Origin of the sequence: Acidisoma sp. (assembly GCF_965199065.1) — a bacterium.
Classification (GTDB): Bacteria; Pseudomonadota; Alphaproteobacteria; order Acetobacterales; family Acetobacteraceae; genus Acidisoma.
Genome location: NZ_CBDAQN010000003.1, coordinates 1,655,711 through 1,680,251, shown reverse-complemented (window position 1 = coordinate 1,680,251; position 24,541 = coordinate 1,655,711). Strand labels below are relative to the sequence as shown.

Sequence of the window (24,541 nt, the reverse complement as noted above, 5' to 3'; positions counted from 1 at the left end):
GGACCGCGATGCCGAGCCTGTGCCGATCCTGCGATACGATCAGCGACGGCCCCAGCCGTCTCTGCGCCCGGTGCGGATCGCGCCTCTCCGTGCACCACCCGGAGCTTTTGACCCTCGCCATCGCCCATGTCGACTGCGACGCCTTCTATGCGAGCGTCGAGAAGCGCGACCGTCCGGAACTCGCGGCCAAGCCCCTCATCGTCGGCGGCGGTCAACGAGGCGTCGTGACGACCGCCTGCTACATCGCCCGCCTCTCCGGCGTCCGCTCCGCCATGCCGATGTTCAAGGCGACCAAACTCTGCCCCGAGGCCGTCATCATCAAGCCCGACATGGCGAAGTATGCCGCTGAATCCCGCCGCATCCGGGCGCTGATGCGCGACCTCACGCCGCTCGTCGAACCGCTCTCCATCGATGAGGCGGCGCTCGACCTTTCGGGCACCGAGGCGCTGCATCGCGCCCCTCCCGCCGTCATGCTCGCCCGGCTGGCGCGTCGGGTGGAGAGCGAGATCGGCGTCACCATCTCCATCGGCCTCGGCCCGAACCGTCTGCTCGCCAAGCTCGCCGCCGAGCGTGACAAGCCGCGCGGCTTCTCCGTCATCGGTGCGGAGGCCGCCGCCTTGCTTGCGCCGGAGCCGATCAGCCTGTTGCCCGGGATGGGACCGGCGGCGACCGCCCGCCTCGCAGGTCTAGGCCTGACCCGCATCGGCCAACTTCAGGCGCTCGACATCGCGACCGCTTTCCGGCTCCTGGGTGAGGATGGGCCAGCCCTCACCCGGCGAGCACGTGGCGAGGATAGCCGGCGCGTTGTGCCCTTCCACGAGGCAAAGTCCGTCAGCGCCGAAACCACCTTCTCGCACGACCTCTGCACACTTCCAGACCTCGAAAAGGTCCTGTGGCGCATCGCGGAGAAGCTCGCGGCGCGCTTACGGGCGGGCGGTTGGGCCGCGGGGGGCCTCACGCTCAAGCTGAAGACGGCGAGCCACGTCTCGCGCACCCGCAGCCTGCGACTCGCTTCTCCCACCGCGCTGCCCGACGTGTTGTTCGCGGCGGGGCGTGGGATGCTGGCGCGCGAAGCCGATGGCACGTCGTTCCGGCTGCTTGGCCTCGGCGCGCAGCCGCTGCGTCCCGCGGCGGAAGCCGACCCGCTCGACCTCGCCGATCCCGACGCCGCTCGCCGGGTGTCTCGTCAACAGGCTGTGGACAAGCTACGAGACCGCTTTGGCGTCGCGATCATCGGGCGCGGACGAGGCTTCAACGCATGACGTGCTTCCTGGGCATCGATCTCGGCACCTCGGCGGTCAAGGCGCTCATCCTGGACGAGGCCGAGACGGTGTTGGCGACGATCTCGGTGCCGGTTCCCGCACCGGCGCACCCGACGCCGCTCGCCTCCGAGCAGGAGATCGGCAGCTGGTGGGATGCTGTCTCCACCGCGCTGACCCGGCTGGCTCAGGACCACGGACCGGCTCTGGCGCGGGTGCGCGGCATCGGTCTCTCCGGCCAGATGCACGGGCTCAGCCTGCTCGACGCCGAGGATCGCCCGGTGCGCCCGGCCATGCTGTGGAATGATGGCCGTGCCGAGGCGGAGGCCGAGGCGCTCCAAGCCCAGGGTTACGACCTCGCCCGCATCCTCGGCGTGCCGGCGATGGCCGGGCTCACCGCCCCCAAGCTCATGTGGCTCCAGCGGCACGAGCCTGCGTCGCTGGAACGTGCCCGCCACCTCCTGCTGCCCAAGGATGTAATCCGCCTCACCCTCACCGGCGAGCGGGTGACGGATGTGTCGGATGCTGCCGGCACCTGGCTGCTGGACCAGGCGGCACGTTGCTGGAGCGACCGCGCCATCGATACGCTCGGCATCGACCGGAGGCTGCTACCTCTCATCGTCGAAAGCCCGGCGCCGACCGGCACTGTCCGCCCCGAGATCGCGCGCCGTTTCGGCCTGCCGCAGGGCGTCATCGTCGCGGGTGGCGCGGGCGATACCCTTGCCGGGGGCATGGGCATCGGTGTCGTCGAGGACGGGCGGGCCTTCGTCTCCCTCGGCACGTCGGCGCAGGTCTTCGTCGCGACCGACAGCTACCGCCCCGCGCCCGAGAACGCCGTCCATAGCTTCTGCCACTGCCTGCCCGCGCGCTGGTGCGCCATGGCGGCCTTGTTGAACGGCGCCAGTGCGCTCGGCGCCATGAGCCGCCTCGCCGGCAGCGACGACATCGCTGGTCTCCTCGACGAGGTGGAAGCGAGCTTCACCGGCCCCAGTCCGCTGCTGTTCCTGCCCTACCTCACGGGCGAGCGTAGTCCGCACAACGACCCCTTCGCGCGCGGCGTGCTGTTTGGGATCACGTCGGACAGCAGCCGGGCGCAGATGATCCAGGCGGTGCTGGAAGGTGTCGCCTTCAGCCTGGCCGACGGGGTAGCGGCCCTGAATGCCGCCGGCACCTCGGTCGGTGCCGCGGGCTTCATCGGGGGCGGAGCGCGGAGCCGGCTCTGGGCCCGCATCATCTCAGCCGCCACCGGCCTCACGCTCAACCGCTTCGCCGGTGGCGAGCATGGCGCCGCTTTCGGTGCCGCCCGGCTTGGGCGGATGGCGACCGGCCAGCCGCTCGATGCCGGGATGCCGGCCGTCATCGAGACGATCGTGCCCGATCTCAGCCTGCGTGAGGCCTATCTGCCGCGGGTGGAGGATTACCGCAGCCTTTATCGGGCGCTTCGGCCCGAGTTCCGCCGCGGGAAACCAACATAACGACCGGGATTAACGGGGCGAGAGCCACTTGCCGCCCTGGCGGCTGGACGCGATTGCAGCCTCGATGAACTTCATGCCCGCCTCGCCATCCTCGACCGTCGGTAGAAACCGCGAAGTCGCGGAGGCCTCACGGCCTTCCCACTGAGCGGTGATCTGCTCGGCGGCATCGGCGTAAAGCTGCCCAAAGGCTTCCAGATACCCCTCGGGATGCCCCGCCGGCACACGCGGCAGATAGATGTTGGTGTCGCCCGCCCCCGGGCCGCCGCGTGTCAGCGTCTGCGATGGGCTGCCGTGCCGCGTGAAGATGAGTTCATTCGGCTGCTCCTGCTGCCACGCGAGGCCGCCTTTGGTGCCGAAAATCCGCAGCCGCATGCCGTTGATCTCGCCCACCGCCACTTGGCTCGCCCAGAGCATCCCGCGCGCCCCGCCCTCATAGCGCAGCAGCATGCTGACGTTGTCGTCCAAACGCCGGCCCTCACCGAAGGTCGATAGCTCCGCCGAGATCGCCTCGGCCTTCAACCCCGAAACATAGCCGGCCAAGTGATAGGCATGGGTGCCGATGTCGCCGAGGCATCCGCCTCCGCCCGACTGCGCGGGGTCGGTGCGCCAGGCCGCCTGTTTCTGCCCTGTCGTCTCGATGGTTTCCGTCAACCAGGACTGGGCATATTCCGCCTGGATCACCCGGATCGCGCCAAGCTCCCCCGCCGCGACCAGCGCCTTGGCCTGACGCACCATCGGGTAGCCGGCATAGGTGTGGGTCACGCCGAAAACGAGGCCGGTGCGCCGCACCGTCTCCACGAGATCGGTGGCTTCCACGGCCGTCATCGTGAGGGGCTTGTCGCAGATCACATGCACTCCGGCCTCCAGGAAGGCCTTCGCCGGACCATAGTGGACGTTGTTCGGGGTGACGATGGCGACCGCATCGATACGATCGGGGCGGTTCCGCTCGCCTTCCACCATCGCCTCCCAACTCGGGTAGGCGCGAGCCGGGTCGATATGGCACTCGACACCCGCCTGTCGCGACTTTTCGGGATCGGAGGAGAAGGCTCCGGCGACAAACTCGTAGCGGTCATCCATGCGCGCAGCCAAGCGATGGACTGGGCCGATGAACGACCCTGGGCCGCCTCCGACCATGCCCAAGCGAATGCGGCGTGGGGTTGTCGTCATTTTTGTATCTCCTCCCTGAGCGCGATCACCGAGGCTTATGCCAAGGTCTAATCGCGCGACCAACCAAGGCCCGGCGAGCTTCAGCACCCGCTCCAGCCGTTTCACTCACCGCTTCGACAGATCGACCACCGCCGCAAAGCCCAACTCGGTTCCGAAAGCCAGGTGACTGCCGGCGTCGTTCCAGACCAGAGTGGAGACCGTGCCATGTCCCGGCGGCGCAATCGGCAGCACCTTCTGGCTCTCGATATCCACCAGCACAACACGACCATCGGCAAACCCGGCCGCGACCACGTCGCTGCGCGGGTTGAAGACGACGCGCGACACGACGACACTGCCACCTCCGGCCAGTTCCAGCGGTGGCTTCCCCATCGGGCCGCCTCCGAAGAAGGGCCACAGCACGATCGTGTCGGCCCCGGATGAGGCCAGCCACCGGCCGGAACGGGAGAAGGAGATCGACTCCGGCTTCGTCGGATAGCCGCTCATCCGCATGTGCTGGCCATCGGTGACCCGCCAACCGTGGAGTGCGTTCTCCTGCATGCTCGTCACGACCGCCTCGGCATCGGGCTGCAGCGCCACGCCGATATGGCTCCCTTTCCACTCCAGCCGTCGCGGGGTGTCGGTTTTGGACGCGACGAACCACAGGCTGGCGCCATTGTAATGCGAGGCCGCCAGCCGCTTGCCCCGATTGTCGAAGCTTATGCCAGTGACCGTGGAAGGATGATCGAGCGTCTTTAGCCGCCGTCCCGACCCGTCGAAAAGATGCACCTGCTTGCCCGCAGAACAGGCGAGGACGGGCAGATCGCGGTCCCGCCCGCGGCCAGGCGCGAAAGTAACGACATGCTCGACCCATTTCGATCCCAGATCGGCAAGGGTCACGGCCTCGCCATCCGGCTTCACGCGGCGGTAGTCGCCATCGTCTCCGCCGCTGACAATGCTGCCCTCGAGCGCATCGGCGGCCATGCCGAGAACTGCGCCATCGTGCACGGTGACGCTGGCCCACTCATCGTCCGGGCCGGCAAGGGGCGCAAAGCGCACTGTGCCGTCGCCAAGCGCGAAGGCCGCGAACGACCCGCCGCGATCGAACGCCGCCTGCACCACGAAGGCATCGAGCGACCGGTGGATCCCGCGCGTCTCGAGCACGGACTCCCGTGGGGGGGCCTGCAGACCCGACATCCCGCGCGGCTCAGCCGGCCTGGCAGGATTCGAAGCCGCGCCGCAGCACGGGGCGGTTCAGTTCGCGGCCGATGAAGACGATGCGGCTTTGCCGGGGCTCGCCCTCCTTCCACGGACCGATGAAGTCGCCGTCGGCGATCATGTGCACCGCCTGGAAGGCGTAGCGGCGATCTTCGCCGACATAATCCAGGATGCCCTTGGTCCGCAGCAGGTCGGCGCCCTTCGCGTTGAGCAACGCCCCAATCCAGCTGTTGAACTTCTGCGGGTCGATAGGCCGGGAGACGGTGAAGCTCATGCTCGTGATCTCTTCGTTATGCTCGTGCTCGTCCGACTCCAGGAAGTCGGGGTCGAGCGCGAGGATGCGGCCAAGATCGAAGGCGTTCCGGTGCAGCACGGCTTCGATCGCCACCTGCGACCGCTCGGACCGGATGATCGGCGCCAAAGCATTGATGGCACGAACCCTTGCCTCGACCGCCGCCAGCTCGTCCGCCGTCACCAGATCCACCTTGTTGAGCAGGATGACATCGGCGAAGGCGATCTGCGCCGCGGCCTCTGCGCTGTCGTCGAGGCGCGCGGGCAGGTTTTTGGCGTCGACCACGGTAACGATCGCATCCAGGCGGGCCTTCGAGCGGAGGCTCTCATCGACGAAGAACGTCTGCGCGACGGGGGCGGGATTGGCGAGGCCCGTGGTCTCGATGATGATCCCGTCGAACTTCTGCCGCCGCTTCATGAGGCCCGCGACGATGCGAATGAGGTCGCCGCGTACGGTGCAGCAGATGCACCCGTTGTTCATTTCGAAGACCTCTTCGTCGGCATCGACGACGAGGTCGTTATCCACGCCCAGTTCTCCGAACTCGTTGACGATGACAGCATACTTGCGGCCGTGCTGCTCCGTCAGGATGCGGTTGAGCAACGTCGTCTTGCCGGCGCCCAGGTAGCCGGTGAGGACAGTGACGGGCACAAGATCCTGCGTCACGGCGGCGGCGGCTTCGGCGACGGTATCGGGCATGGTGGCTACTCCGGACAGAACGGAAATCGAGAAGAACTATATAGGTCCGGTGGCGGCAAGGGGCGAGGGGCTGGCGACGGAACGGGATGCAGGCCGCACCTGCCGCCACCGCGTCTCTGCCAGACCCCAGCCCAGAACGACGAAGAAATAGCCGCTGACGGGCAGGCTGGTGAAGGCGCTGGTCGAGGCGATAGGCCAGAGATGCAGCAGCGCCGCGACGAACAGTCCGGCCCGCACGGCATCGGGCTGCCGCCACAGGCCACGGCTCATGTCACGAAGCCAGGCGAGCACCATGAGCGAGAACAGGATCAGGCCCGGATAGCCGCCATCCGTACTCGCCTGAGTGTAGAAGTTGTGCGGATGCTGCTTGCAGATGCTGGCGCCGAGCCCGTTGTCGCCGGGATTGTGCGTCCAGCCCACGAAGTAGCGAGGATCCGAGCAGCCGATGCGAAAGCCGTTGAACCCGCGGCCGAAGACCGGGTTCTGCTCGGTGATCTCATCCGCCCGGCGCAGCAGGAGACCGTATGGGCTGATCCGGAAGTTCTCCATCTGCATGCTGAACTTCTCGACGAGCCGGTAATAGGTCGGCGGCGAAATCACAGGCGATGCCGCCAGCACCACGGCGCCTGCCACGATTGCGGCGAACGCGACCAGACGCAGCCGCGGCAGCAGCAGGGCCGACACGATCAGGCCCAGGCCGGTCAGCAGCACCGGCATGCGCTGACCGATCAGCACCATGACCGCGATCCCGAGCGCCGCCAGCGCCACGCCGGCTGCGCGATAAATGATGGTTTTCTGAGTGATGAGGGCCATCACAGGCGGCAGCAGCGCAGGGAAGAGGATCCGGACCAGTTCGGGGCCCGCACGCGGCTTGAAGAACGGACCTGTCAATTCGCCATCCGTCCAGCGGCCGAAGCCATAGAAGTCGCGGCCCGTCGCATACTGGAAGAGGCACTGGATGCCTATGTAGGCCGCCACCGCCTGCACCACCCAGCGCAGCCAGAGGCGGGGGCGTGCCTCACGAAGCAGCCAGTGCTCGAGCGCCGCCGCGAAGACGAAATAACGGACCGTGACGACGGCCTGCAGCAGGGATGGCCAGCTTCCGTAGAAGGGCGGCGGCAGCGGCAGGGAGCAGATCATCTCCCAGATCCACCAGGCGCCGGCGAAGGGCACCCAGCCCTGTCGCAGCCAGCGCCAGCGCCCGGTGCGCGCGCAGTCGAACAGGAACAGCAGCGCGACGACGGAAAACAGGATATCGGCCAAAGCCCGCGCGTTGAGGAGAGCGGGCGTCACCAGCAACATCGCGACGAGCGCAATGCGCTGGATAATCAGGTTGAGCGGCATCACGGCGTCAGCAGTTCCGTCCTCAGTTGGTCAAGTCGTTGGCGTGCGGCCGGCACGTCATACGCGCGGGCGCGTTCTCGGGCGGCCTCCGCCAGCCGCGCCCTGGCCGCCGGATCGCGCGCGAGTTCTACGATCGCACGCGCCATGCCCGCTGTGTCCTCAGGGTCGATCGGCACGGACACACCTTCCGTCAGTTCCGCCAGCCCGCCGCGCCGGCTGGCGATCAACGCGGCGCCGCTTGCCATGGCCTCCAGCGCCGTCAGCCCGAAGGGCTCTTGCCAGCGACTGGGCACGACGGCAATGGCAGCCTCGCCCAGAGCCGCCATGACGCCCGCATGATCGCGGTAGCCGGGGAGGTCGATCCCGGCCGCAGCCGCCGCACTCTTCAGCTTTTCGGTAAAGGGGGTCTCAGGGCTGTCGGGGCGGAAGCGGTCGGCCCCGATCATGACCGCCCGCCACCCCGGCAGCGCGGGCAGGGCGTCGGCGCAGGCAATGACGAAGCTGTCCGCACCCTTGTCCGCCACGATGCGGCCCGCGAAGACGATCACGTTCTCGCGCGCCGCCTGATCCGGCAGCGCCGGAAGATCGAGGCAGTTCGGCAGCACGTCGGGCGGCACGGCCCCGGCCACTCCTTCAGTCCAGCAACCGGCGATGTAGCGCGACACGCAGACGATCCGCCCGAGCCGCGCCGACAGGTCCGCGCGAGCCCGGGCGCTTTTGGCGCCCCGCATGCCCCGAGGATCATTGTGCAAGAACAAGGCGATGCGGCGAGGCGGGAACCAGCGGGCGAGGCGCAGAGCGACGTCAGGCTTGTTATGAACTTCGATCAGCGCGGGTTCGAGTTCCACGAGGACATCACGAACGCCGTCCGCGTAACGGGCGTCCGCGCTTCTTGGCCAGCGCAGCCGCCAACGCCTGATCCCTACAGCTCGGAACGGCTGCGAAAACAGTGGCCCCGGCTGCTTTGCGCCGATGACTATCGGGTCGAAGCGAGCATTCGGCGCCGGGTCAGGCTGGCCGAGCCTCGCCTGCAGCAGTGCGATCGCCCCGGCGGACTGCGGCCCAAATCCTTCACGTGGCGGCAGCACGATGGCGACGCGCCACCGGGCTGAGGATGTCGCCATGATCAGGCTCGGACTAGTTGTTGAAAGCGCTGAAGCACGTTTGACTTGAAGAGGTTACGCTCTAGCGCCACGCCGGATCAGAATTTCGAGGATCGCGGGATCGGCCACGCTGGCGGTTTTGGCCAGTACGGTATGCCCCTGAGCCTCGGCCATGCGAGGGACACTGTCGCGAGGTTCATCGCCCTTGACCAGAACACGAAGAAGATCACCGGCGGAAAGGCGCTCCAATGCCAGCCGCGTCCGCACGAAAGTCATCGGGCAGGTCTCGCGCGTGACATCAAGAAGGCTCTCTTTCTGCTGAGTATTTACGGTCATGGTCCTACGTTACTTGTTAGCTTTTCGGACATGTTGCAACGACTGCGGCGATAGATGTAAAAGAATGCTTAATCGGGATGTTCGGCAATAGCCGCAAACTTAAATTCATTTAAGCTGTAGTCTTACTTCTACCAAAAGCCGTGCGTGCAAGAAATATCCTATCCACAACGACATGCCTGCATAAGCCTTACGGCCAGGAGCGAGAACAATGTCTGACGAAACCGCAAATCCGAGTGTCCTCGGCTGGACAGCTCAGATTGTCTCCGCTCACGTCTCGCACAATACCGTTTCACCTGAGGCTTTACCTGCATTGATTCAGGAGGTCTTCCGGACACTATCGAATGTCGGCGTGCAGGTGGAGCCATCCGAGAAGCCGCAGCCGGCCGTTCCGGTCAAGAAGAGCGTCTTCGGCGATTACATCGTTTGTCTTGAAGACGGCAAAAAGCTCAAAATGCTGAAACGTCATCTCAAGACGGCGTACAACCTTGAGCCCGATCAGTATCGCGAGCGCTGGGGGCTGCCGCCGGACTACCCGATGGTCGCCCCGAACTACGCGCGCCAACGCTCCTCGCTCGCGAAGAAGATCGGCCTGGGAACGAAGCCCCGCGCCCCGGTCAAGGGCACTGCGCCGCGCGGCAGCCGCGCCGGGTAGTACCCCCGTCCTTAACCGAAGGTTTGCCTCCTCCGACTGCTCGCCTATAACGGTGTATATGGAAACCGTCGGCCTGCCGGATCTCCACCCTCGGCAGCCTGCGGCATAGCGCCGGAGGAGGCGGGGATAGAACCGGAGCCGAGACGATGATGTCGCGCATCGAGCGCCTGTGCGTCGAGAAGGGCCTGAAGATGACGGGGCAGCGCCGCGTTATCGCCAGCGTCCTGTCCGATGCGGCGGATCATCCCGACGTCGAGGAACTCTACCGGCGCGCCGTGGCGCTCGACAACCGCATGTCGATCGCGACCGTGTATCGCACCGTCCGCCTGTTCGAAGAGAACGGCATCCTCGAGCGGCGCGACTTCGGCGGCGGCCGGGCGCGCTACGAGCCGACGACGCCGGGTCCACACCACCATCTCGTCGATGTCGATACCGGACGGGTGATCGAGTTCATCGACCCCGAGCTTGAGGCGGCGATCCGCGCGATCGCCGGCCGGCTGGGCTTCGACCTCGCCTCCCATCGGCTGGAGCTGTTCGGTCGGCGGCGGACGGAACAAACAGCCGGGCCGGACGCCAAGGCCGCGGCGCTTGCGCGCGAGGTTAGGCGCGAACCCGCACATGAGAACGGACATGAGAGCGGGCATGAGAGCGGGCATGAGAGCGGGCACGAACCCGGTGCGGGGCGTACCCTGCATGAGCATGCCGACCAGGGGCATGCAGATCATGGACATTAAGTGATCTTGTCCGAACCTTTGGCCGGGATCGAAGTGGAGGAGGGCATCGGGGAACTGCGCGCCGGCAACCTCGGGCTGCGGATCGCCCGCACCCCAGAGGAGCTGGAAGCCGCCCAGGCGCTGCGCTACCGAGTCTTTTATCAGGAGCTTGGGGCTCAGCCCGATGCCGCCGCCGCCGCCAGCGGCCGCGACTGCGACCGCTATGATGGCGTCGCGGACCATCTTCTCGTGATGGACCACGACCTCGGCGACGGACCAGACGCGGTGGTCGGCACCTATCGCCTGATCCGGCGGGAGGCCGCCGAGAGCATCGGCCGGTTCTACTCGGCCGACGAATACGACATCTCCCTGATCGAGCGTTTTCCTGGCCATGTTCTGGAGCTTGGCCGCTCCTGCGTCGATGCCGCCTATCGCGGGCGGGCGGCGATGCAGCTGCTGTGGCGAGGGATCGCCGCCTATGTCTTCACCCACAACATCGACCTCATGTTCGGCTGTGCGAGCCTGCCGGGGACGGATGTGGACGCCTTGGCGGCCGAGCTGACTTATCTTTACACCAACCATCTGGCGCCGGCGGATATCAGGCTACGCGCCCTGCCGTCTCGCTACGTGGATATGCGCCGCATGGACCCGGCCGAGATCGATCCGCGCCAGGTCCTGGTGGGGTTGCCGCCGCTCATCAAGGGGTACCTGCGCCTCGGTGGCTTCGTCGGCGACGGAGCCGTCGTGGATTATCAGTTCAACACCACCGACGTCGCCATCGTCGTGCAAACGGACCTCGTCACCGGCAAATACTTCCGGCACTTCGAACGCGATCGGGATCGGCGCTAGCCTATGGGCTCCATGACTGTTCTGATTAACTCGCCGCATCTCGCGGCCGAGGGGGTAGCCGTGCTCGAGGCTGCCGGTTGCGATCTCCATTTTGTCGAGGCTTTCCCGCCCCCGGAACGTGTCGCCGAGGCCGCCGCAGAGGTTGACGCCGCCGCTATCATCGCCCGCCAGGGCCGGATAACGGCGGCGGTCATGGATGCGGCACCCAACCTCCGGGTCATCGCGCGGCATGGCGCCGGCACCGATGAGGTGGATCTGGAGGCCGCGCGGGCGCGAGGCGTGCTGGTGACGCGTACGCCCGGCGCCAACGCGCGCGCTGTCGCCGAACATGCGATCGCCTTGATCTTCCTTATGGTCAAAGACCTTCCTGGCATGCAGCGTCGTGTCGCGGCTGCGGGATGGCGCGAAGGCGATATGCAGGTCCGGGATATCGCGGGCCTCCGTCTCGGGCTCGTCGGCATGGGCCCTATCGGGCAGGAGACGGCTCGTCTCGGCCAGGGGCTCGGGATGACGGTCTCTGCCGTCTCCAGGCACGCCGACGACATGGCCTTCCGCCATGCGCGTCGCGTCTCCAACCTCGAGACGCTGCTCCGGGAGAGCGACATCCTTTCGCTCCACACGGCATTGACGGAGGAGAGCCGGGAGATGCTCAACGCCCGCACCCTCGCCCTGCTGCCGAGGGGCTCGTTGATCGTGAACACGGCCCGAGGTGGGCTTATCGACGAAAGCGCCCTGCTGGCGGCGCTCGATAGCGGCCATATCGCCGGGGCGGGGCTGGATGTGACGACGAGCGAGCCGCCGCCGCCGGATCATCCGTTTCGCCGGCACCCGTCGGTCGTTCTGACGCCTCATGTCGCGGGCGTCACCGCGCTTTCCATGGTGCAGATGGCGACGGATGCCGCGGAGTGCGTGGTGGCTGCGCTAACGGGTGGCATCGTGCCGCCCGATCGCATCGTGGTGCCATCACGGCTTGATGGTTCCAGGGAACAGCCATCGCCGAGTTAGTTACGATACCACATCTAACTTGACTTGAGTGCGCGAAATACGATTGTCTCCGTGGCGGCTTTGCCTTCTTCCCATGGAACGATCTCGGCGATGTATATCTTCGATCGGATGCTCTTCAACGTCGGAGCCATGAAGGCCGGAACCTCCTGGCTTTATGAGCTGCTCAAAGAACATCCCGACATCGATACGGTCCCGATCAAGGAGATCCATTTCTTTTGGGACAAGCACGGCGACTTCGGCCTGCTAAGCGATGTCCAACGTATCGAGACGGCAAGGTATCACATCAACCGGCTGTTGCCGCAGACGCCGCTCAGATCGGTGCCGGCCCTGCTCGACTGGTTCAAGCTCTATCTTGCGGGTCCTGTGGACGACGTCTGGCTCGCCAACCTCTTCACCCATCGCGGAGAGCGCGCTTACTGCGCTGAGTTCAGCAACATGTACGCGCTGCTGCCGCCCCAGGGCTGGGCGCACGTAAAGCATCTGACGCGGGAGGTCCGGGTCACCTATGGGCTGAGGTCACCGATGCAAAGGATGTGGAGCCATGCCCGCTTCCACGCCAGCATCATCGGCCAGTACGACACAATGGCGGACTGGAGCGTCGAGACATACGCGCATTTCCTCTCGGAGAGCGGGTGCTTCCGCCACGGCGCCTACTCAATGACGATCGAGGCGATCCTGGCCGCTGCCGGCCGCGAGAACTGCCTTGTCTGGCAGTTCTCCGACATAGAACGCGATCCAGCTGCCCTCATGAGAACGTTCGAGGACTTCCTCGCGATCAGGCACGTCGCCTATGCTCCGGAGACGTTTGCCGTCCGACACAACGTGACGCAGTGGCGAACGCCACCTCACGCCTTCATCGAGGCGGCAGCTCCTGCCGTTCGCGCGGAGCTTGAAGCGCTCGACCGGCTTGGCTTCACAGTTCCCGACGATCTGGCGTCGTAAGCCGCCCGGCGGGAGGCGCGGGCTAATCCTGCCAACGCGCCGGTTCGGCTGCGGGTGCGACAAAGCCGAGCTGCTGAAACGTCTCCGCCATGTGTGGCGGGAGCGGCGCGCTCACCGAGAGTTCGCCGCCTGCCGGATGCGGCAGCACCAGCGCGCGAGCGTGCAGGTGGAGCCGACCGGTGACGGTCTCCATGCCAGACTCGCCGCCGTAGGCCACGTCACCGAGGATGGGGTTGCCGAGCGCCGCACAATGCACTCGCAGCTGATGGGTGCGGCCGGTGTGCGGATGAAGTCCCAGCCAGCTGAACTTCCGGCCGGCATGGTCGATGGTCGTGTACTCCGTCACGGCCTTGGTCGCCTCGGGATCGGACGGATGGGCGATGCTGCTTCGTGCGCCGCCCAAACCCTGTGTCCGCGCCAGGGCCTTGTCGATACGCCCTTCCATCGGCACCGGCAGGCCGTTCACGACGGCCCAATAGGTTTTCCGCACCGTACGACCGCGGAAGGCGGCGGCGAGCTTGGCCGCGATCCCGGGCGTCCGCGCCAGCAGCAGCACGCCCGAGGTGTCCCGATCCAGCCGATGCACGAGGCGCGGCCGGTCAGGCGCGCCAAACCGCAGCCCATCCAGCATGCCGTCGAGATGCTTGGTGATGCCGGGACCGCCCTGGGTCGCGAGCCCCGGCGGCTTGTCGATGGCGATGACCCAGTCGTCCTTGTAGATCACCATCCGCGCGAGATCCTTCACCGTCCGCGCATCGAGCGGCTTTGGCGCGCGGTCGGGCTGACCCTCGGCGGCGGCCTGTACGGGCGGCGGCACGCGGATCGTCTGGCCGGGCTGAAGACGGGTCGAGGCCTCGGACCGCTTCCCCTGCACCCGGATCTGGCCGGTCCGGCAGAGCTTCTCGATCGCGCCCTGGGTCAGGCCAGGAAAATGCCGGCGGAACCAGCGGTCCAGCCGGATATCCGCCTCATCCAGCGTCACCATGCGTTCTTCGACGCCGCTCATTCCTGTGGCTCCTGTCCGCGTTCAGCGCGAAGGCGGTCCCAATGCTCGAGACGACGAGCGATCTCGCGCTCCAGCCCGCGACCTGTCGGCTCGTAGAAGCGGGCACGCGCCATGCCCTCGGGGAAGTAGTTCTGCCCCGAGAACGCGTCTTCCTCCCCATGGTCGTAGGCATAGCCTTCGCCGTAGCCAAGTTCGCGCATGAGTTTGGTCGGCGCGTTGCGGATGTGGGCGGGAGGCATCAGGCTGCCGGTCGCCCGCGCTGCCTTCTGCGCCGCTCCGAAGGCGGCATAAACCGCGTTCGATTTGGGCGCCGTGCCGAGATAGACGACCGCCTGAGCCAGGGCCAACTCGCCTTCAGGGCTGCCGAGCCGCTCGTAGGTCTGCCACGCCGTCTCCGTCACGAGGAGCGCCTGGGGATCGGCCATGCCGACATCCTCGGCCGCGAAGCGCAGCAACCGGCGGGCGATGTAGCGCGGGTCCTCCCCGCCGAGCAGCATGCGCGAGAACCAGTAGAGCGCCGCGTCAGGGTCCGATCCGCGCAACGACTTATGCAGCGCAGAAATGAGGTTGTAGTGCTCCTCGCGGTCTTTGTCGTAGAGCGCGGCGCGCTTGGACAGCAGGTCGGACAGCGCCGCCGCATCGAGCGGCGGCGTCTCGTCCGGCAGCGAGAACAACTGCTCGGCCATGTTGAGCAGGTAGCGGCCATCGCCATCCGACATCGCCCTCAGGCTGGCGCGTGCCTCGTGGTCGAGCGGGAGCACGCGCCCGATCTCGGTCTCGGCGCGGGTCAGCAGCTGGTCGAGCGCCGCATCATCGAGCCGCTTGAGCACCAGAACCTGACACCGCGACAGCAAAGCGCCGTTGAGGGCGAAGGAGGGGTTCTCGGTCGTCGCGCCGATGAGCGTGACGATGCCCTCCTCGACCACGGGCAGAAACGCATCCTGCTGGGCGCGGTTGAAGCGGTGAATCTCGTCGACGAACAGCAGCGTGGCCTGCCCCGTCCGCATATGCCGGGCCGCTTCCTCGAAGACGCGCTTGAGATCGCCGACGCCCGAGAACACGGCGGAGATCTGAGAGAACAACAGCCCGGCCTGATCGGCGATCAGCCGCGCGATCGTCGTCTTGCCGACACCCGGCGGCCCCCAAAGGATAAGCGAGGCGAGCGAGCCGCGCGCCAGCATGCGCGTCAGCGTGCCGTCCGGTCCCACAAGATGGTCCTGCCCGGTGACATCCCCGAGCGACATCGGCCGTAGCCGGTCGGCAAGCGGCCGCGGCTTCTTCGAACCGGCACGCGGTGCGGGCGCGACGGACGGCTCAGCGCCAAACAGATCGCCGGACGGGGCGGGAGGACGAGCCACGCGAAATGAACCTCAAGCACGAGACAGAAACGAAAAGGGCGGACCGACAGGCCCGCCCTTCAGCAGAAGAAAGCGCTTCTTTTTACAAAAAGAAGCAAAAAACTTTCATCAGTCTTCGGCGGTCGGGAACTGCGCCTCGGTGTTCACTTCCGGCTTCGGACCGCTGTCCTGGCCCTTGGCCGACGGATCGCGGTCGACGAACTCGATGATCGCCATCGGGGCGGCGTCGCCGTAGCGGACACCGGCCTTCAAAACGCGGGTGTAGCCGCCAGCACGGCCCTTGTAACGCTCAGCCATCGCAGTGAAGAGCTTCGTCACGATCACATCGTTCCGCAGCTGCGCGTAGGCCTGCCGACGCGCATGCAGGTCACCGCGCTTGCCGAGCGTGATGAGCTTCTCGGCGACGGGCCGCAGCTCCTTCGCCTTCGGCAACGTCGTCGTGATCTGCTCATGCTTGATAAGAGCCACTGCCATATTGCGGAACATCGCTAGGCGATGGGTGGAGGTAACGCCGAGCTTCCGCCCGGAAACGCCGTGACGCATGGTTTCAGTCCTTTGACCTGTGCGTGCTGATCATCAAAACGCGGTAGCTGAATCCAACCTTCAGAACGGCTCTTCGAGCCGCCTGGCAAGGTCCTCGATGTTCTCAGGCGGCCAGCCCTGCACGTTCATGCCAAGTGCCAAACCCATGGCCGTCAGAACTTCCTTGATCTCGTTCAAGGACTTGCGGCCAAAGTTCGGCGTCCGCAGCATCTCCTGCTCGCTCTTCTGAACGAGATCGCCGATATAGACGATGTTGTCGTTCTTCAGGCAGTTCGCACTGCGGACCGAAAGTTCGAGTTCGTCCACCTTGCGGAGCAGGTTGCGGTTGAACGGCAGGTCGTCCTGCTGCTCTTCCAGACGAAGTTGTTGCGGCTCGTCGAAGTTGATGAACAGCTGCAGCTGATCCTGAAGAATGCGAGCGGCGAGCGCCACCGCATCCTCGGGCGTCACCGCGCCATTCGTTTCGACCGTCAGCAGCAGCTTGTCGTAGTCCGTCACCTGCCCGACGCGGGTCGGCTCGACCTTGTACGACACGCGCTTGACCGGCGAGTAGATGCTGTCCACCGGGATCAACCCGATCGGCGCATCTTCCGGACGGTTGGCCGCGGCCGCGACATAGCCCTTGCCGAGGTTGATCGTGAACTCCATGCCAAGCTTCACGCCCTCGTCCAGCGTGCAGATGACGAGTTCCGGGTTCATGATCTCGATGTCATGGCCGGCCTGGATCTGCTCGGCGCGCACTTCACCCGGGCCGGTGGCCGAGAGCATCATGCGCTTCGGGCCTTCACCGTGCATGCGCAGCGCGAGCTGCTTCACGTTGAGCACGATATCGGTCACGTCCTCGCGGACACCGGGGATGGTGCTGAATTCATGCAATACGCCGTCGATCTGCACCGCTGTCACAGCCGCACCCTGCAAGGAAGACAGCAGGACGCGCCGGATCGCGTTGCCCAAGGTCATGCCGAAGCCGCGCTCCAGCGGCTCCGCCACGACGGTGGCGACGCAGGAGGGATCGTTACCCGGCTCTACTTCGAGCTTCTCAGGCTTGATCAGCGATTCCCAATTTCTCTGCAATACCACGTTCGCCTCTTAAAAGAACAAGCCGGGCGCCGAGCCCTCCACTCGACAGGCGGGGAGGGGATCGATCGTTCCGGCGACAGGACGGCTCTCTCGACCCGTTAGACCCGGCGGCGCTTGCGCGGCCGGCAACCGTTATGCGGCACCGCCGTCGTGTCGCGAATCGAGCTTACCGAGAAGCCCACCGTCTGCAGGGCGCGGAGCGCACTCTCGCGTCCCGAACCAGGGCCGCTGACCTCGATCTCGAGCTGCTCCATGCCATGCTCGCGCGCCTTGCGACCCGCATCCTCGGCAGCGACCTGAGCGGCATAGGGCGTCGACTTGCGGCTGCCCTTGAAACCCTGGCTGCCGGCCGACGACCAGGCGATCGTGTTGCCCTGGGCGTCGGTTATCGTCACCACGGTGTTGTTGAAGGTCGCGGCGACGTGCGCGACGCCGGAGCTGATGTTCTTGCGCTCTTTTTTGCGGGGGCGCGAGGTCGTCGCGGCGGGCTTCGCCATGGATAAATCCTGTCAAAAATACGACGATCGCTCCGGCTCGGGGCCAGATTGCGATCGGCGTCGGATGCAGCTTAACGCAAGGTGCAGAACGAAAGGCAGTTGCCCGCCTTACTTCGTCACCTTCTTCTTGCCGGCAATCGCCACGGCCTTGCCCTTGCGGGTGCGGGCGTTGGTGTGCGTGCGCTGGCCGCGAACCGGAAGACCACGGCGATGACGCAGGCCGCGATAGCACCCAAGGTCCATGAGCCGCTTGATGTTCATCGACACCTCGCGCCGCAGATCGCCTTCGACCCGGAACTCCCGGTCGATGATCTCGCGGATGCGGAGCACCTCGTCATCGGACAGCTGATTGACCCGACGCTCGGCAGCGATACCCAATCGCGTGCAGATCTGCTGCGCGTTGGTGGGTCCGATGCCGTAGATATAACGCAGGCTGATGACCACCCGCTTGTTGGTCGGGATGTTCACCCCAGCAATACGCGCCACACTTAACACTCCTCAAGCGCCAAACGCCTGCGCGTTCAGCTGGTCGTCCCGGACTGGGCGAGAAAAGGTTCCGGCCAGCTTTCGCTTTCGGCCGGAGGAGGAGCGGAATAGCTCTGCCGTGAACTGAGAGTCAACTCTGTGAGTTCAACTCTGCGTGAGCGCATGGGTGGGCTTACGATGAGGCAGGGTCTCGAAGGCGGCCTCGATAGCCGCCGCTACCTCATCGATGTCCGCCAAGCCGTCCACAACCCGCAGCCGGTCACGCGCCTCGTAATAGGGCAGCAGAGGCGCCGTTTGGGCATTGTAGGCGTCAAGGCGGGCGGCCACGACCTCCCGCTTGTCATCCGGCCGGCGGACGAACTCATGGTTGCCACAGAGGTCGCAGGTGTCCGCCACCTTCGGCAGATGGGTATGGTCGTTGTAGCTCGCGCCGCACTTGGTGCAACTGAACCGGCCGGCGATGCGCTCGATCAGAACCGCATCGTTCACCCGCAACTCGACGACGGCGTCGATCCCCGTCCCGCGTTCCTCCAGCATTGCGTCCAGGGCCTCGGCCTGGGGCACGGTGCGGGGGAAGCCATCGAGGATAAAACCGTGCGCGCAGTCGGGCTTCTGGATGCGCGCGGCGATCATGGCGACGAGGATGTCGTCGGACACGAGCCCGCCTTTGGCCATGATCTCCCGGGCGCGCAGACCGATCTCGCTGCCGGCCGCAACCTCGGAGCGCAGCATGTCGCCGGTGGAGATCTGGGCGATGCCGTGGCGGCTCTGCAGCCCCTTGGCCTGGGTGCCTTTGCCGGCGCCCGGCGGACCCAAAAGAATGATGTTCAACGTCCCCTCCCTCGCCCGCGGCCCCTTTTGATGAGGCCTTCATACTGGTGCGCAATGAGATGGGACTGGATTTGCGTCACCGTGTCCATAGTGACGGAGACGATAATGAGCAGGCTTGTGCCGCCGAAATAGAATGGCAGGCTGTAATGGCCAATTAAGAACTCAGGCACCAGGCAGACGATCACGAGATACAGCGCGCCGACCGTCGTCAGCCGCGTCAGAATGCGATCGAAATAATTTGCCGTATTTGTTCCGGGACGGATTCCGGGAATGAAGCCGCCCTGTTTCTTGAGGTTCGTCGCCGTCTCCTCCGGATTGAACACGACCGCCGTGTAGAAATAGGAGAAGAAGATGATCATCGCGGCATAGAGGATCATGTAGACGGGCTGACCATGCGCGAGCGAGCCTGCCAGCCACCGCATCCAGCCGGGGCCGGAAGCCGCGTGGGAGAAGCCGATGATGGTCGCCGGGATCAGCAGGATCGAACTCGCGAAGATCGGCGGGATGACGCCGGAGGTGTTGATCTTCAGCGGCATGTGGCTGCTTTCGCCGCCATAGACCCGCTGTCCGACCTGTCGCTTCGGGTATTGGATGATGATGCGGCGCTGGGCGCGCTCCATGAACACCACGAAGCCGATGATGACGACGGCGCCGACGATGAACGCCAGCACGAAGATCGGCGAGAGCGCGCCGGTCTTGCCGAGTTCGAGCAGGTGGACGAGGGCGCTCGGCAGGTTGGCGACGATGCCCGCGAAGATGATGAGGCTGGAGCCGTTGCCGACACCACGGGCGGTTATCTGCTCGCCGATCCACATCAGGAACATGGTGCCGCCGACCAGCGTGACGACGCAGGTGAAGCGGAAGAACAGCCCAGGGTCGATGACCGCGGGGCCTAGGCTGCCGCGCATGCTCTCAAGCCCGACCGCGATGCCGTAGCTCTGGAAAATGGCGATGACGGCGGTGAGGTAACGCGTGTACTGGTTGAGCCGCCGGCGGCCGCTGTCGCCCTCCTTCTTGAGGGTTTCGAGCGCGGGAATGGCCGAAGCCATGAGCTGGATGATGATGCTGGCGCTGATGTACGGCATGATGTTCAGCGCGAAGACGGTCATGCGGCCGAGCGCTCCGCCCGAGAACATGTCGAACATGCCGAGGATGCCGCCGCCGCCGCGCGTCATGAGCTGGGCCATGACGGCCGGGTCGACGCCAGGCACCGGGATGTAGGTGCCGATCCGGAAGACGATCAACGCCCCCAGGGTAAACCAAATCCGCTTCTTGAGTTCGGTCGCCTTCGCGAAGGTGCCGAAGTTCAGGTTTGCCGCAAGTTGTTCGGCCGCCGAGGCCATCCCAGGTTCCCATCACTGCGACGGGCGTGGACCGGTTCCGACCGTCCTGTCCGCCCATCTTCTTCACAAACACTCATCCAGCCCGCCTCGCATGTCAGCGCTCGAGCGAGCTGCCGAACACACGAACCCAACTTGCTGCCAAGGCGGCATCCAGTTCGGCCATGCTCACTATCATCCCAAGCGCATGGAGGCTTGTCACCCCATACTCGCGGATACCGCATGGAACAATGCCCGCGAAGTGGTCGAGCACAGGCTCCAGGTTCACCGCCACACCATGCCAGGTGACCCATCGGGTAACCCGGACCCCGATGGCCGCGATCTTCGCCTCCGTCCCGGCGGCACGGTCCTCGACCCAGATGCCGACGCGCCCCGGTCGCCTCTCGCCCCGGATGTTGAACCGGTCGAGGGTCAGGATCAGCCACTCCTCGAGCCCCTGAACGTAGGCCCGCAGATCGCGGGCGGGCACCACGCCATGCGGCCGGTCGAGGTCGAGCATCACGTAGGCCACGCGCTGGCCCGGACCGTGATAGGTCCATTGCCCGCCGCGGCCGGCGGCGAAGGTCGGGAAGCGCGTCGCATCCTCCAGATCCTCCGGCTTGGCCGAACTGCCGGCGGTGTAGAGGGGCGGATGCTCGACGAACCAGACGCGTTCCGCCGCCTCCCCGGCGCGGATGGCGCGGATGGAGGCCTCCATCGAGGCGATCGCCTCCGGGTAGGCGGTGAAGCCATCCGCGATCTCCCACCGGATGCGCGGAGCAGATGCCACCTCCGCGCGTGCGTTGGGTTGTTCAGCGACGATTGCCCGGGGCGCGATCATTCGCTATACCCCGCGCCCACGATGCGGTCGTGGCGGAATGGTAGACGCGCAAGCTTGAGGTGCTTGTGGGGGCAACCTCGTGGAAGTTCGAGTCTTCTCGACCGCACCATCTTTCTCTCATCTGGATAACTGACAGTCCGTCCCGGGATACCTCCGGCCGGCCCGCGACATTGCATACCGCCCCGTCAGTTGGTCTTATAGCCTTCGGACAAAAGTGCCGCTAACGGCGCTCGGGAGGCGAACGGTGGACGACAATCTCCGCAAAGCGGCGCTGGACTACCACCGGTATCCCCGGCCCGGGAAGCTCGCGATCGAGCCGACCAAGCGCATGGCGACCCAGCGGGACCTCGCCCTCGCCTATTCCCCCGGCGTCGCCGCCGCCTGCCAGGCCATCGTCGCCGACAGCGACAACGCCAAGCTCTACACGGCGCGCGGCAACCTCGTCGGCGTCATCTCCAACGGCACCGCCGTGCTCGGCCTCGGCAATATCGGCGCGCTCGCCTCCAAGCCGGTGATGGAGGGCAAGGCCGTCCTCTTCAAGAAATTCGCCGGCATCGATGTGTTCGACATCGAGGTCGATGCCGCCGATCCGGATCGCTTCTGCGACGTGGTGGCGGCGCTGGAGCCGACCTTCGGCGCCATCAATCTCGAGGACATCAAGGCGCCGGAGTGCTTCAAGATCGAGGCCGAACTCCGCCAGCGGATGAACATCCCCGTTTTCCATGACGACCAGCATGGCACCGCCATCACCGTCGCCGCGGCGGTGGTGAACGGGCTCACCCTGCAAGGCAAGAATCTCGACGAGATCAAGGTGGTCACCTCGGGAGCCGGCGCGGCGGCGCTCGCCTGCATCGACCTCCTGGTGACGATGGGCCTCAAGGTCGAGAACGTGTTCCTCACCGATATCGACGGCGTTGTTCATCGCGGTCGCAACGGCATGGGGCCGAACCTCGCCCGCTACGCGAAGGACACGGACGCCCGCCGGCTGGAGGACGTGCTTCAGGACGCCGATCTGTTCCTGGGACTGTCGGCGCCTCGCGTTCTCAAACGCGAATGGCTGGGCAAGCTTGCCCCCCGGCCTGTGATCATGGCGCTCGCCAATCCCGAGCCCGAGATCCTGCCGGAGTTCGTGCGGCTGGACCGGCCGGACGCCATCATCGGCACGGGCCGCAGCGACTACCCCAATCAGGTCAACAACGTCCTCTGCTTCCCCTTCATCTTCCGCGGTGCGCTCGATTGCGGCGCCACGACCATCAACGAGGAGATGAAGAAGGCGGCCGTCGAGGCGCTGGCCGGGCTCGCCCGCATGGAGGCGAGCGAGGCGGTCGTCGCGGCCTATGGCGGTTCGGCGCCGATCTTCGGGCCGGAATACATCATACCGAAGCCCTTCGATCCGCGCCTGATCCTGGAGATCGCCCCCGCCGTGGCGCGCGCCGCCTTCGCCAGCGGCGTCGCCCGCTTTCCGATCGAGGATTTCGACCAGTACAAGCGCGAACTCGAGCGCTTCACCTACCGCTCCGGTCAGCTCATGCGCCCGGTCATCCTGGCCGCCCAGCAGAACCTTCGCAGCCTGGTCTATGGCGCCGGCACCGACGAGCGCGTCTTGCGCGCCGTGCAGACGGTGGTCGACGACAACATCGCCCGCCCCATTCTGCTCGGGTCGCGCGAGGCAATCGAGCGCAAGGTGCGGGAGATGGGTCTCCGGCTCGACCTGAACCGCGCCGTGACCGTTCTCGATCCGGCGACCGATCTCGACTACTTCGCGCCGCTGCTCGAAAAGTACAAGAACTTGGCCGGGCGCCGGGGCGTAAGGCCGGATGCGGCGGAAATCCGCATGCGCACGCACCCCACCATCGCCGCCTCGCTGATGGTTTCCGAAGGCCTCGCCGACGGGGCACTCTGCGGTGGCTTCGGCGACTGGTGGCGCCATCTGCAATATGCGCTGCCGATCATCCCCCGGCGTCCCGGCTGCTCACGGATCTACGCACTGACCGCCGTCATCCTGCAGGAAGGCGCCCTGTTCTTCTGCGACACCCACATGAACGTCGACCCGACCTGCGAGCAGGTCGCGGAGATGACGGTGCTGGCCGCCGAGGCCGTGTCTTCCTTCGGGCAGACGCCGAAGGTCGCTCTGCTGTCTCACTCCTCCTTCGGGTCGAGCAACTCGGAGTCCGCCCGCAAGATGAGGCGCGCCCTGACGCTCATCCGGGAGCGGATGCCCTCGCTGGAAGTGGACGGCGAGATGCAGGCTGATGCGGCCCTGGCCGAGGCCACGCGCGCTCGGGCGATCGGCGAAAGCACCCTGACCGGGACTGCGAACCTCCTGGTCATGCCGACGCTGGACGCGGCCAACATCGCGTTCAACCTCATCAAGGCGTCCGGCGATGGGCTGCAGGTTGGGCCGCTTTTGCTCGGGCTGGCCAAGCCGATCCACATTCTTGTGCCCACGGCGACGGCGCGCGCCATAATCAACATCAGCGCAGTCGCGGCGGCGGAAGCAAATTCACACAGATAAACCTCGGCAGAGTGTGTCTAAACGTAATATGGGAGGCACCGAGAAAGCAGCAGGGCGCCTAGACCTCCGTGGTGCGGAACCGCTTGTTGCTTTCTGGATGTGAATCGAGCCTAAGTGCGCCCCGTTATTTAAGATACGAGGTCGATGATGACTGCTAAGCCGTTACGTAAAGCGGTGCTCCCCGTTGCTGGTCTGGGAACCCGCTTCCTGCCGGCGACCAAGGCGATGCCGAAGGAGATGCTGACGGTCGTCGACCGGCCCCTTATCCAATACGCCGTCGATGAGGCGCGCGCCGCTGGCATCGAGCAGTTCTGCATGGTGTCGGGTCGCGGCAAGACTGCCCTCATCGACCACTTCGATGTCTCGTATGAGCTTGAAGCGACGCTCCGGGAGCGCGGCAAGCTGGAAGCGCTGTCTCAGCTCGAGCATGACCGGCTTCAGCCCGGCGCCATCACCACGGTGCGGCAGCAGGAGCCCCTCGGGCTTGGCCATGCCATCTGGTGCGCCCGGACCTTCATCGGCGACGAGCCCTTCGCCATCCTGTTGCCGGATGACCTTGTGCTGTCGAAGACACCCTGCATGGAGCAGCTGGCAAAGGCCTACCAGGAGACCGAGGGCAGCGTCGTTGCCGTTGTGGAAGTGCCGCACGACCAGACGAACCGCTACGGTATTCTCAGGATCGGATCGGACGACGGACGTCTGGTGGAAGTCACCGGGCTGGTCGAAAAGCCAAAGCCGGAGGTGGCGCCCTCGAACCTCTCCATCATCGGACGCTACATTCTGATGCCGCAGGTCATCGAGTTCCTATCCATGATGGAGCGCGGCGCCGGCAACGAGGTGCAGCTGACGGACGCGATGGCGAAGCTGATCGGCCAATCGCCGTTTCACGGCCTGCGTTTCGAGGGCGAGCGGTTCGACTGCGGCGACAAGGTAGGCTTCCTGGAGGCGCAGATAGCGTTTAGTTTGGCGAGGCCGGACTTGGCCGGCGACGTGCGGAACTTCCTCAAGAAATACACCTAAGAAATTTCGTTAGGACGT

Annotated in this window: 23 protein-coding genes, 1 tRNA gene and 1 pseudogene; 10 read left to right on the top strand and 15 right to left on the bottom strand. The window is 65.8% G+C overall.

What is annotated here, in order from left to right; translation table 11 throughout:
• Window positions 1–8: 8 nt before the first annotated feature.
• Both ACOEQ1_RS15965 and xylB read left to right on the top strand, forming a co-directional pair.
• Entirely contained in the window at window positions 9–1,262 is a 1,254-nt protein-coding gene (locus tag ACOEQ1_RS15965) for a DNA polymerase IV (RefSeq protein WP_419760220.1), read from the top strand.
• Window positions 1,259–2,734, top strand: coding sequence for a xylulokinase (gene xylB, locus ACOEQ1_RS15960; RefSeq protein ID WP_419760219.1), 1,476 nt, complete (start codon window positions 1,259–1,261; stop codon window positions 2,732–2,734). Before ACOEQ1_RS15965 ends, xylB begins: the two co-directional genes overlap by 4 nt.
• A gap of 9 nt (window positions 2,735–2,743) precedes the next feature.
• Here the strand turns inward: xylB and ACOEQ1_RS15955 are convergent, their stop codons facing one another.
• The 6 genes from ACOEQ1_RS15955 to ACOEQ1_RS15930 all read right to left on the bottom strand — a co-directional run bounded on the left by ACOEQ1_RS15955 (window position 2,744) and on the right by ACOEQ1_RS15930 (window position 8,866).
• Window positions 2,744–3,901, bottom strand: coding sequence for a Gfo/Idh/MocA family protein (locus ACOEQ1_RS15955; protein WP_419760218.1), 1,158 nt, complete (start codon window positions 3,899–3,901; stop codon window positions 2,744–2,746).
• Window positions 3,902–4,006: 105 nt separating this feature from the next.
• Window positions 4,007–5,074 (bottom strand): WD40 repeat domain-containing protein, encoded by a 1,068-nt coding sequence (locus tag ACOEQ1_RS15950; RefSeq protein WP_419760217.1) that lies wholly within the window; start codon window positions 5,072–5,074, stop codon window positions 4,007–4,009.
• Between the two features lie 10 nt (window positions 5,075–5,084).
• Complete coding sequence (locus ACOEQ1_RS15945) at window positions 5,085–6,083, bottom strand: CobW family GTP-binding protein (protein ID WP_419760216.1); 999 nt, start codon at window positions 6,081–6,083, stop codon at window positions 5,085–5,087.
• A 36-nt stretch (window positions 6,084–6,119) separates the two neighbouring features.
• On the bottom strand, window positions 6,120–7,427 hold the full coding sequence (locus ACOEQ1_RS15940) for an O-antigen ligase family protein (RefSeq protein WP_419760718.1): 1,308 nt from the start codon (window positions 7,425–7,427) through the stop codon (window positions 6,120–6,122).
• Complete coding sequence (locus ACOEQ1_RS15935; protein WP_419760215.1) at window positions 7,427–8,551, bottom strand: glycosyltransferase family 4 protein; 1,125 nt, start codon at window positions 8,549–8,551, stop codon at window positions 7,427–7,429. The genes ACOEQ1_RS15940 and ACOEQ1_RS15935 overlap by 1 nt, the downstream gene beginning before the upstream one ends.
• Before the next feature lie 54 nt (window positions 8,552–8,605).
• The gene (locus tag ACOEQ1_RS15930) at window positions 8,606–8,866 is read right to left on the bottom strand and encodes a sulfurtransferase TusA family protein (protein WP_419760214.1); all 261 of its coding nucleotides are present in this window, start codon (window positions 8,864–8,866) and stop codon (window positions 8,606–8,608) included.
• A gap of 208 nt (window positions 8,867–9,074) precedes the next feature.
• On the opposite strand from ACOEQ1_RS15930, the gene ACOEQ1_RS15925 reads away from it, so the two are divergent.
• The 5 genes and pseudogenes from ACOEQ1_RS15925 (at window position 9,075) to ACOEQ1_RS15905 (ending at window position 13,027) form a co-directional block, all read left to right on the top strand.
• Complete coding sequence (locus ACOEQ1_RS15925; protein ID WP_419760213.1) at window positions 9,075–9,518, top strand: MucR family transcriptional regulator; 444 nt, start codon at window positions 9,075–9,077, stop codon at window positions 9,516–9,518.
• A 146-nt stretch (window positions 9,519–9,664) separates the two neighbouring features.
• Window positions 9,665–10,117, top strand: a pseudogene (locus tag ACOEQ1_RS15920) (Fur family transcriptional regulator); the annotation flags it as partial.
• Window positions 10,118–10,255: 138 nt separating this feature from the next.
• The gene (locus ACOEQ1_RS15915) at window positions 10,256–11,080 is read left to right on the top strand and encodes a GNAT family N-acetyltransferase (RefSeq protein ID WP_419760717.1); all 825 of its coding nucleotides are present in this window, start codon (window positions 10,256–10,258) and stop codon (window positions 11,078–11,080) included.
• 12 nt (window positions 11,081–11,092) lie between these two features.
• The gene (locus ACOEQ1_RS15910; RefSeq protein ID WP_419760212.1) at window positions 11,093–12,085 is read left to right on the top strand and encodes an NAD(P)-dependent oxidoreductase; all 993 of its coding nucleotides are present in this window, start codon (window positions 11,093–11,095) and stop codon (window positions 12,083–12,085) included.
• A 90-nt stretch (window positions 12,086–12,175) separates the two neighbouring features.
• Window positions 12,176–13,027: a sulfotransferase domain-containing protein gene (locus ACOEQ1_RS15905; protein ID WP_419760211.1), complete on the top strand. Its 852-nt coding sequence runs from the start codon at window positions 12,176–12,178 to the stop codon at window positions 13,025–13,027.
• Window positions 13,028–13,049: 22 nt separating this feature from the next.
• Here the strand turns inward: ACOEQ1_RS15905 and ACOEQ1_RS15900 are convergent, their stop codons facing one another.
• The 9 genes from ACOEQ1_RS15900 to lipB form a co-directional block, all read right to left on the bottom strand.
• The gene (locus tag ACOEQ1_RS15900; RefSeq protein ID WP_419760210.1) at window positions 13,050–14,033 is read right to left on the bottom strand and encodes an RluA family pseudouridine synthase; all 984 of its coding nucleotides are present in this window, start codon (window positions 14,031–14,033) and stop codon (window positions 13,050–13,052) included.
• The gene (locus tag ACOEQ1_RS15895; protein ID WP_419760209.1) at window positions 14,030–15,391 is read right to left on the bottom strand and encodes a replication-associated recombination protein A; all 1,362 of its coding nucleotides are present in this window, start codon (window positions 15,389–15,391) and stop codon (window positions 14,030–14,032) included. Before ACOEQ1_RS15895 ends, ACOEQ1_RS15900 begins: the two co-directional genes overlap by 4 nt.
• 108 nt (window positions 15,392–15,499) lie before the next feature.
• Window positions 15,500–15,934: a 50S ribosomal protein L17 gene (rplQ, locus tag ACOEQ1_RS15890; protein WP_419760208.1), complete on the bottom strand. Its 435-nt coding sequence runs from the start codon at window positions 15,932–15,934 to the stop codon at window positions 15,500–15,502.
• Between the two features lie 60 nt (window positions 15,935–15,994).
• The gene (locus ACOEQ1_RS15885; RefSeq protein WP_419760207.1) at window positions 15,995–17,014 is read right to left on the bottom strand and encodes a DNA-directed RNA polymerase subunit alpha; all 1,020 of its coding nucleotides are present in this window, start codon (window positions 17,012–17,014) and stop codon (window positions 15,995–15,997) included.
• A gap of 98 nt (window positions 17,015–17,112) precedes the next feature.
• Window positions 17,113–17,511: a 30S ribosomal protein S11 gene (rpsK, locus tag ACOEQ1_RS15880; RefSeq protein WP_419760206.1), complete on the bottom strand. Its 399-nt coding sequence runs from the start codon at window positions 17,509–17,511 to the stop codon at window positions 17,113–17,115.
• Window positions 17,512–17,619: 108 nt separating this feature from the next.
• Window positions 17,620–17,997: a 30S ribosomal protein S13 gene (rpsM, locus tag ACOEQ1_RS15875; protein WP_419760205.1), complete on the bottom strand. Its 378-nt coding sequence runs from the start codon at window positions 17,995–17,997 to the stop codon at window positions 17,620–17,622.
• Between the two features lie 144 nt (window positions 17,998–18,141).
• Window positions 18,142–18,828, bottom strand: a complete 687-nt coding sequence (locus ACOEQ1_RS15870; protein WP_419760204.1) for an adenylate kinase — start codon at window positions 18,826–18,828, stop codon at window positions 18,142–18,144.
• Window positions 18,825–20,171 (bottom strand): preprotein translocase subunit SecY, encoded by a 1,347-nt coding sequence (gene secY / locus ACOEQ1_RS15865; protein ID WP_419760203.1) that lies wholly within the window; start codon window positions 20,169–20,171, stop codon window positions 18,825–18,827. Before secY ends, ACOEQ1_RS15870 begins: the two co-directional genes overlap by 4 nt.
• Before the next feature lie 94 nt (window positions 20,172–20,265).
• Complete coding sequence (lipB, locus tag ACOEQ1_RS15860) at window positions 20,266–20,988, bottom strand: lipoyl(octanoyl) transferase LipB (protein WP_419760202.1); 723 nt, start codon at window positions 20,986–20,988, stop codon at window positions 20,266–20,268.
• Between the two features lie 23 nt (window positions 20,989–21,011).
• Here lipB and ACOEQ1_RS15855 point away from each other — a divergent pair.
• The 3 genes from ACOEQ1_RS15855 to galU all read left to right on the top strand — a co-directional run bounded on the left by ACOEQ1_RS15855 (window position 21,012) and on the right by galU (window position 24,523).
• Window positions 21,012–21,097: transfer RNA gene (locus tag ACOEQ1_RS15855), tRNA-Leu, on the top strand.
• Window positions 21,098–21,232: 135 nt separating this feature from the next.
• Entirely contained in the window at window positions 21,233–23,503 is a 2,271-nt protein-coding gene (locus tag ACOEQ1_RS15850; protein ID WP_419760201.1) for an NADP-dependent malic enzyme, read from the top strand.
• 144 nt (window positions 23,504–23,647) lie between these two features.
• On the top strand, window positions 23,648–24,523 hold the full coding sequence (gene galU, locus ACOEQ1_RS15845) for a UTP--glucose-1-phosphate uridylyltransferase GalU (RefSeq protein WP_419760200.1): 876 nt from the start codon (window positions 23,648–23,650) through the stop codon (window positions 24,521–24,523).
• The last annotated feature ends 18 nt before the right edge of the window (window positions 24,524–24,541 follow it).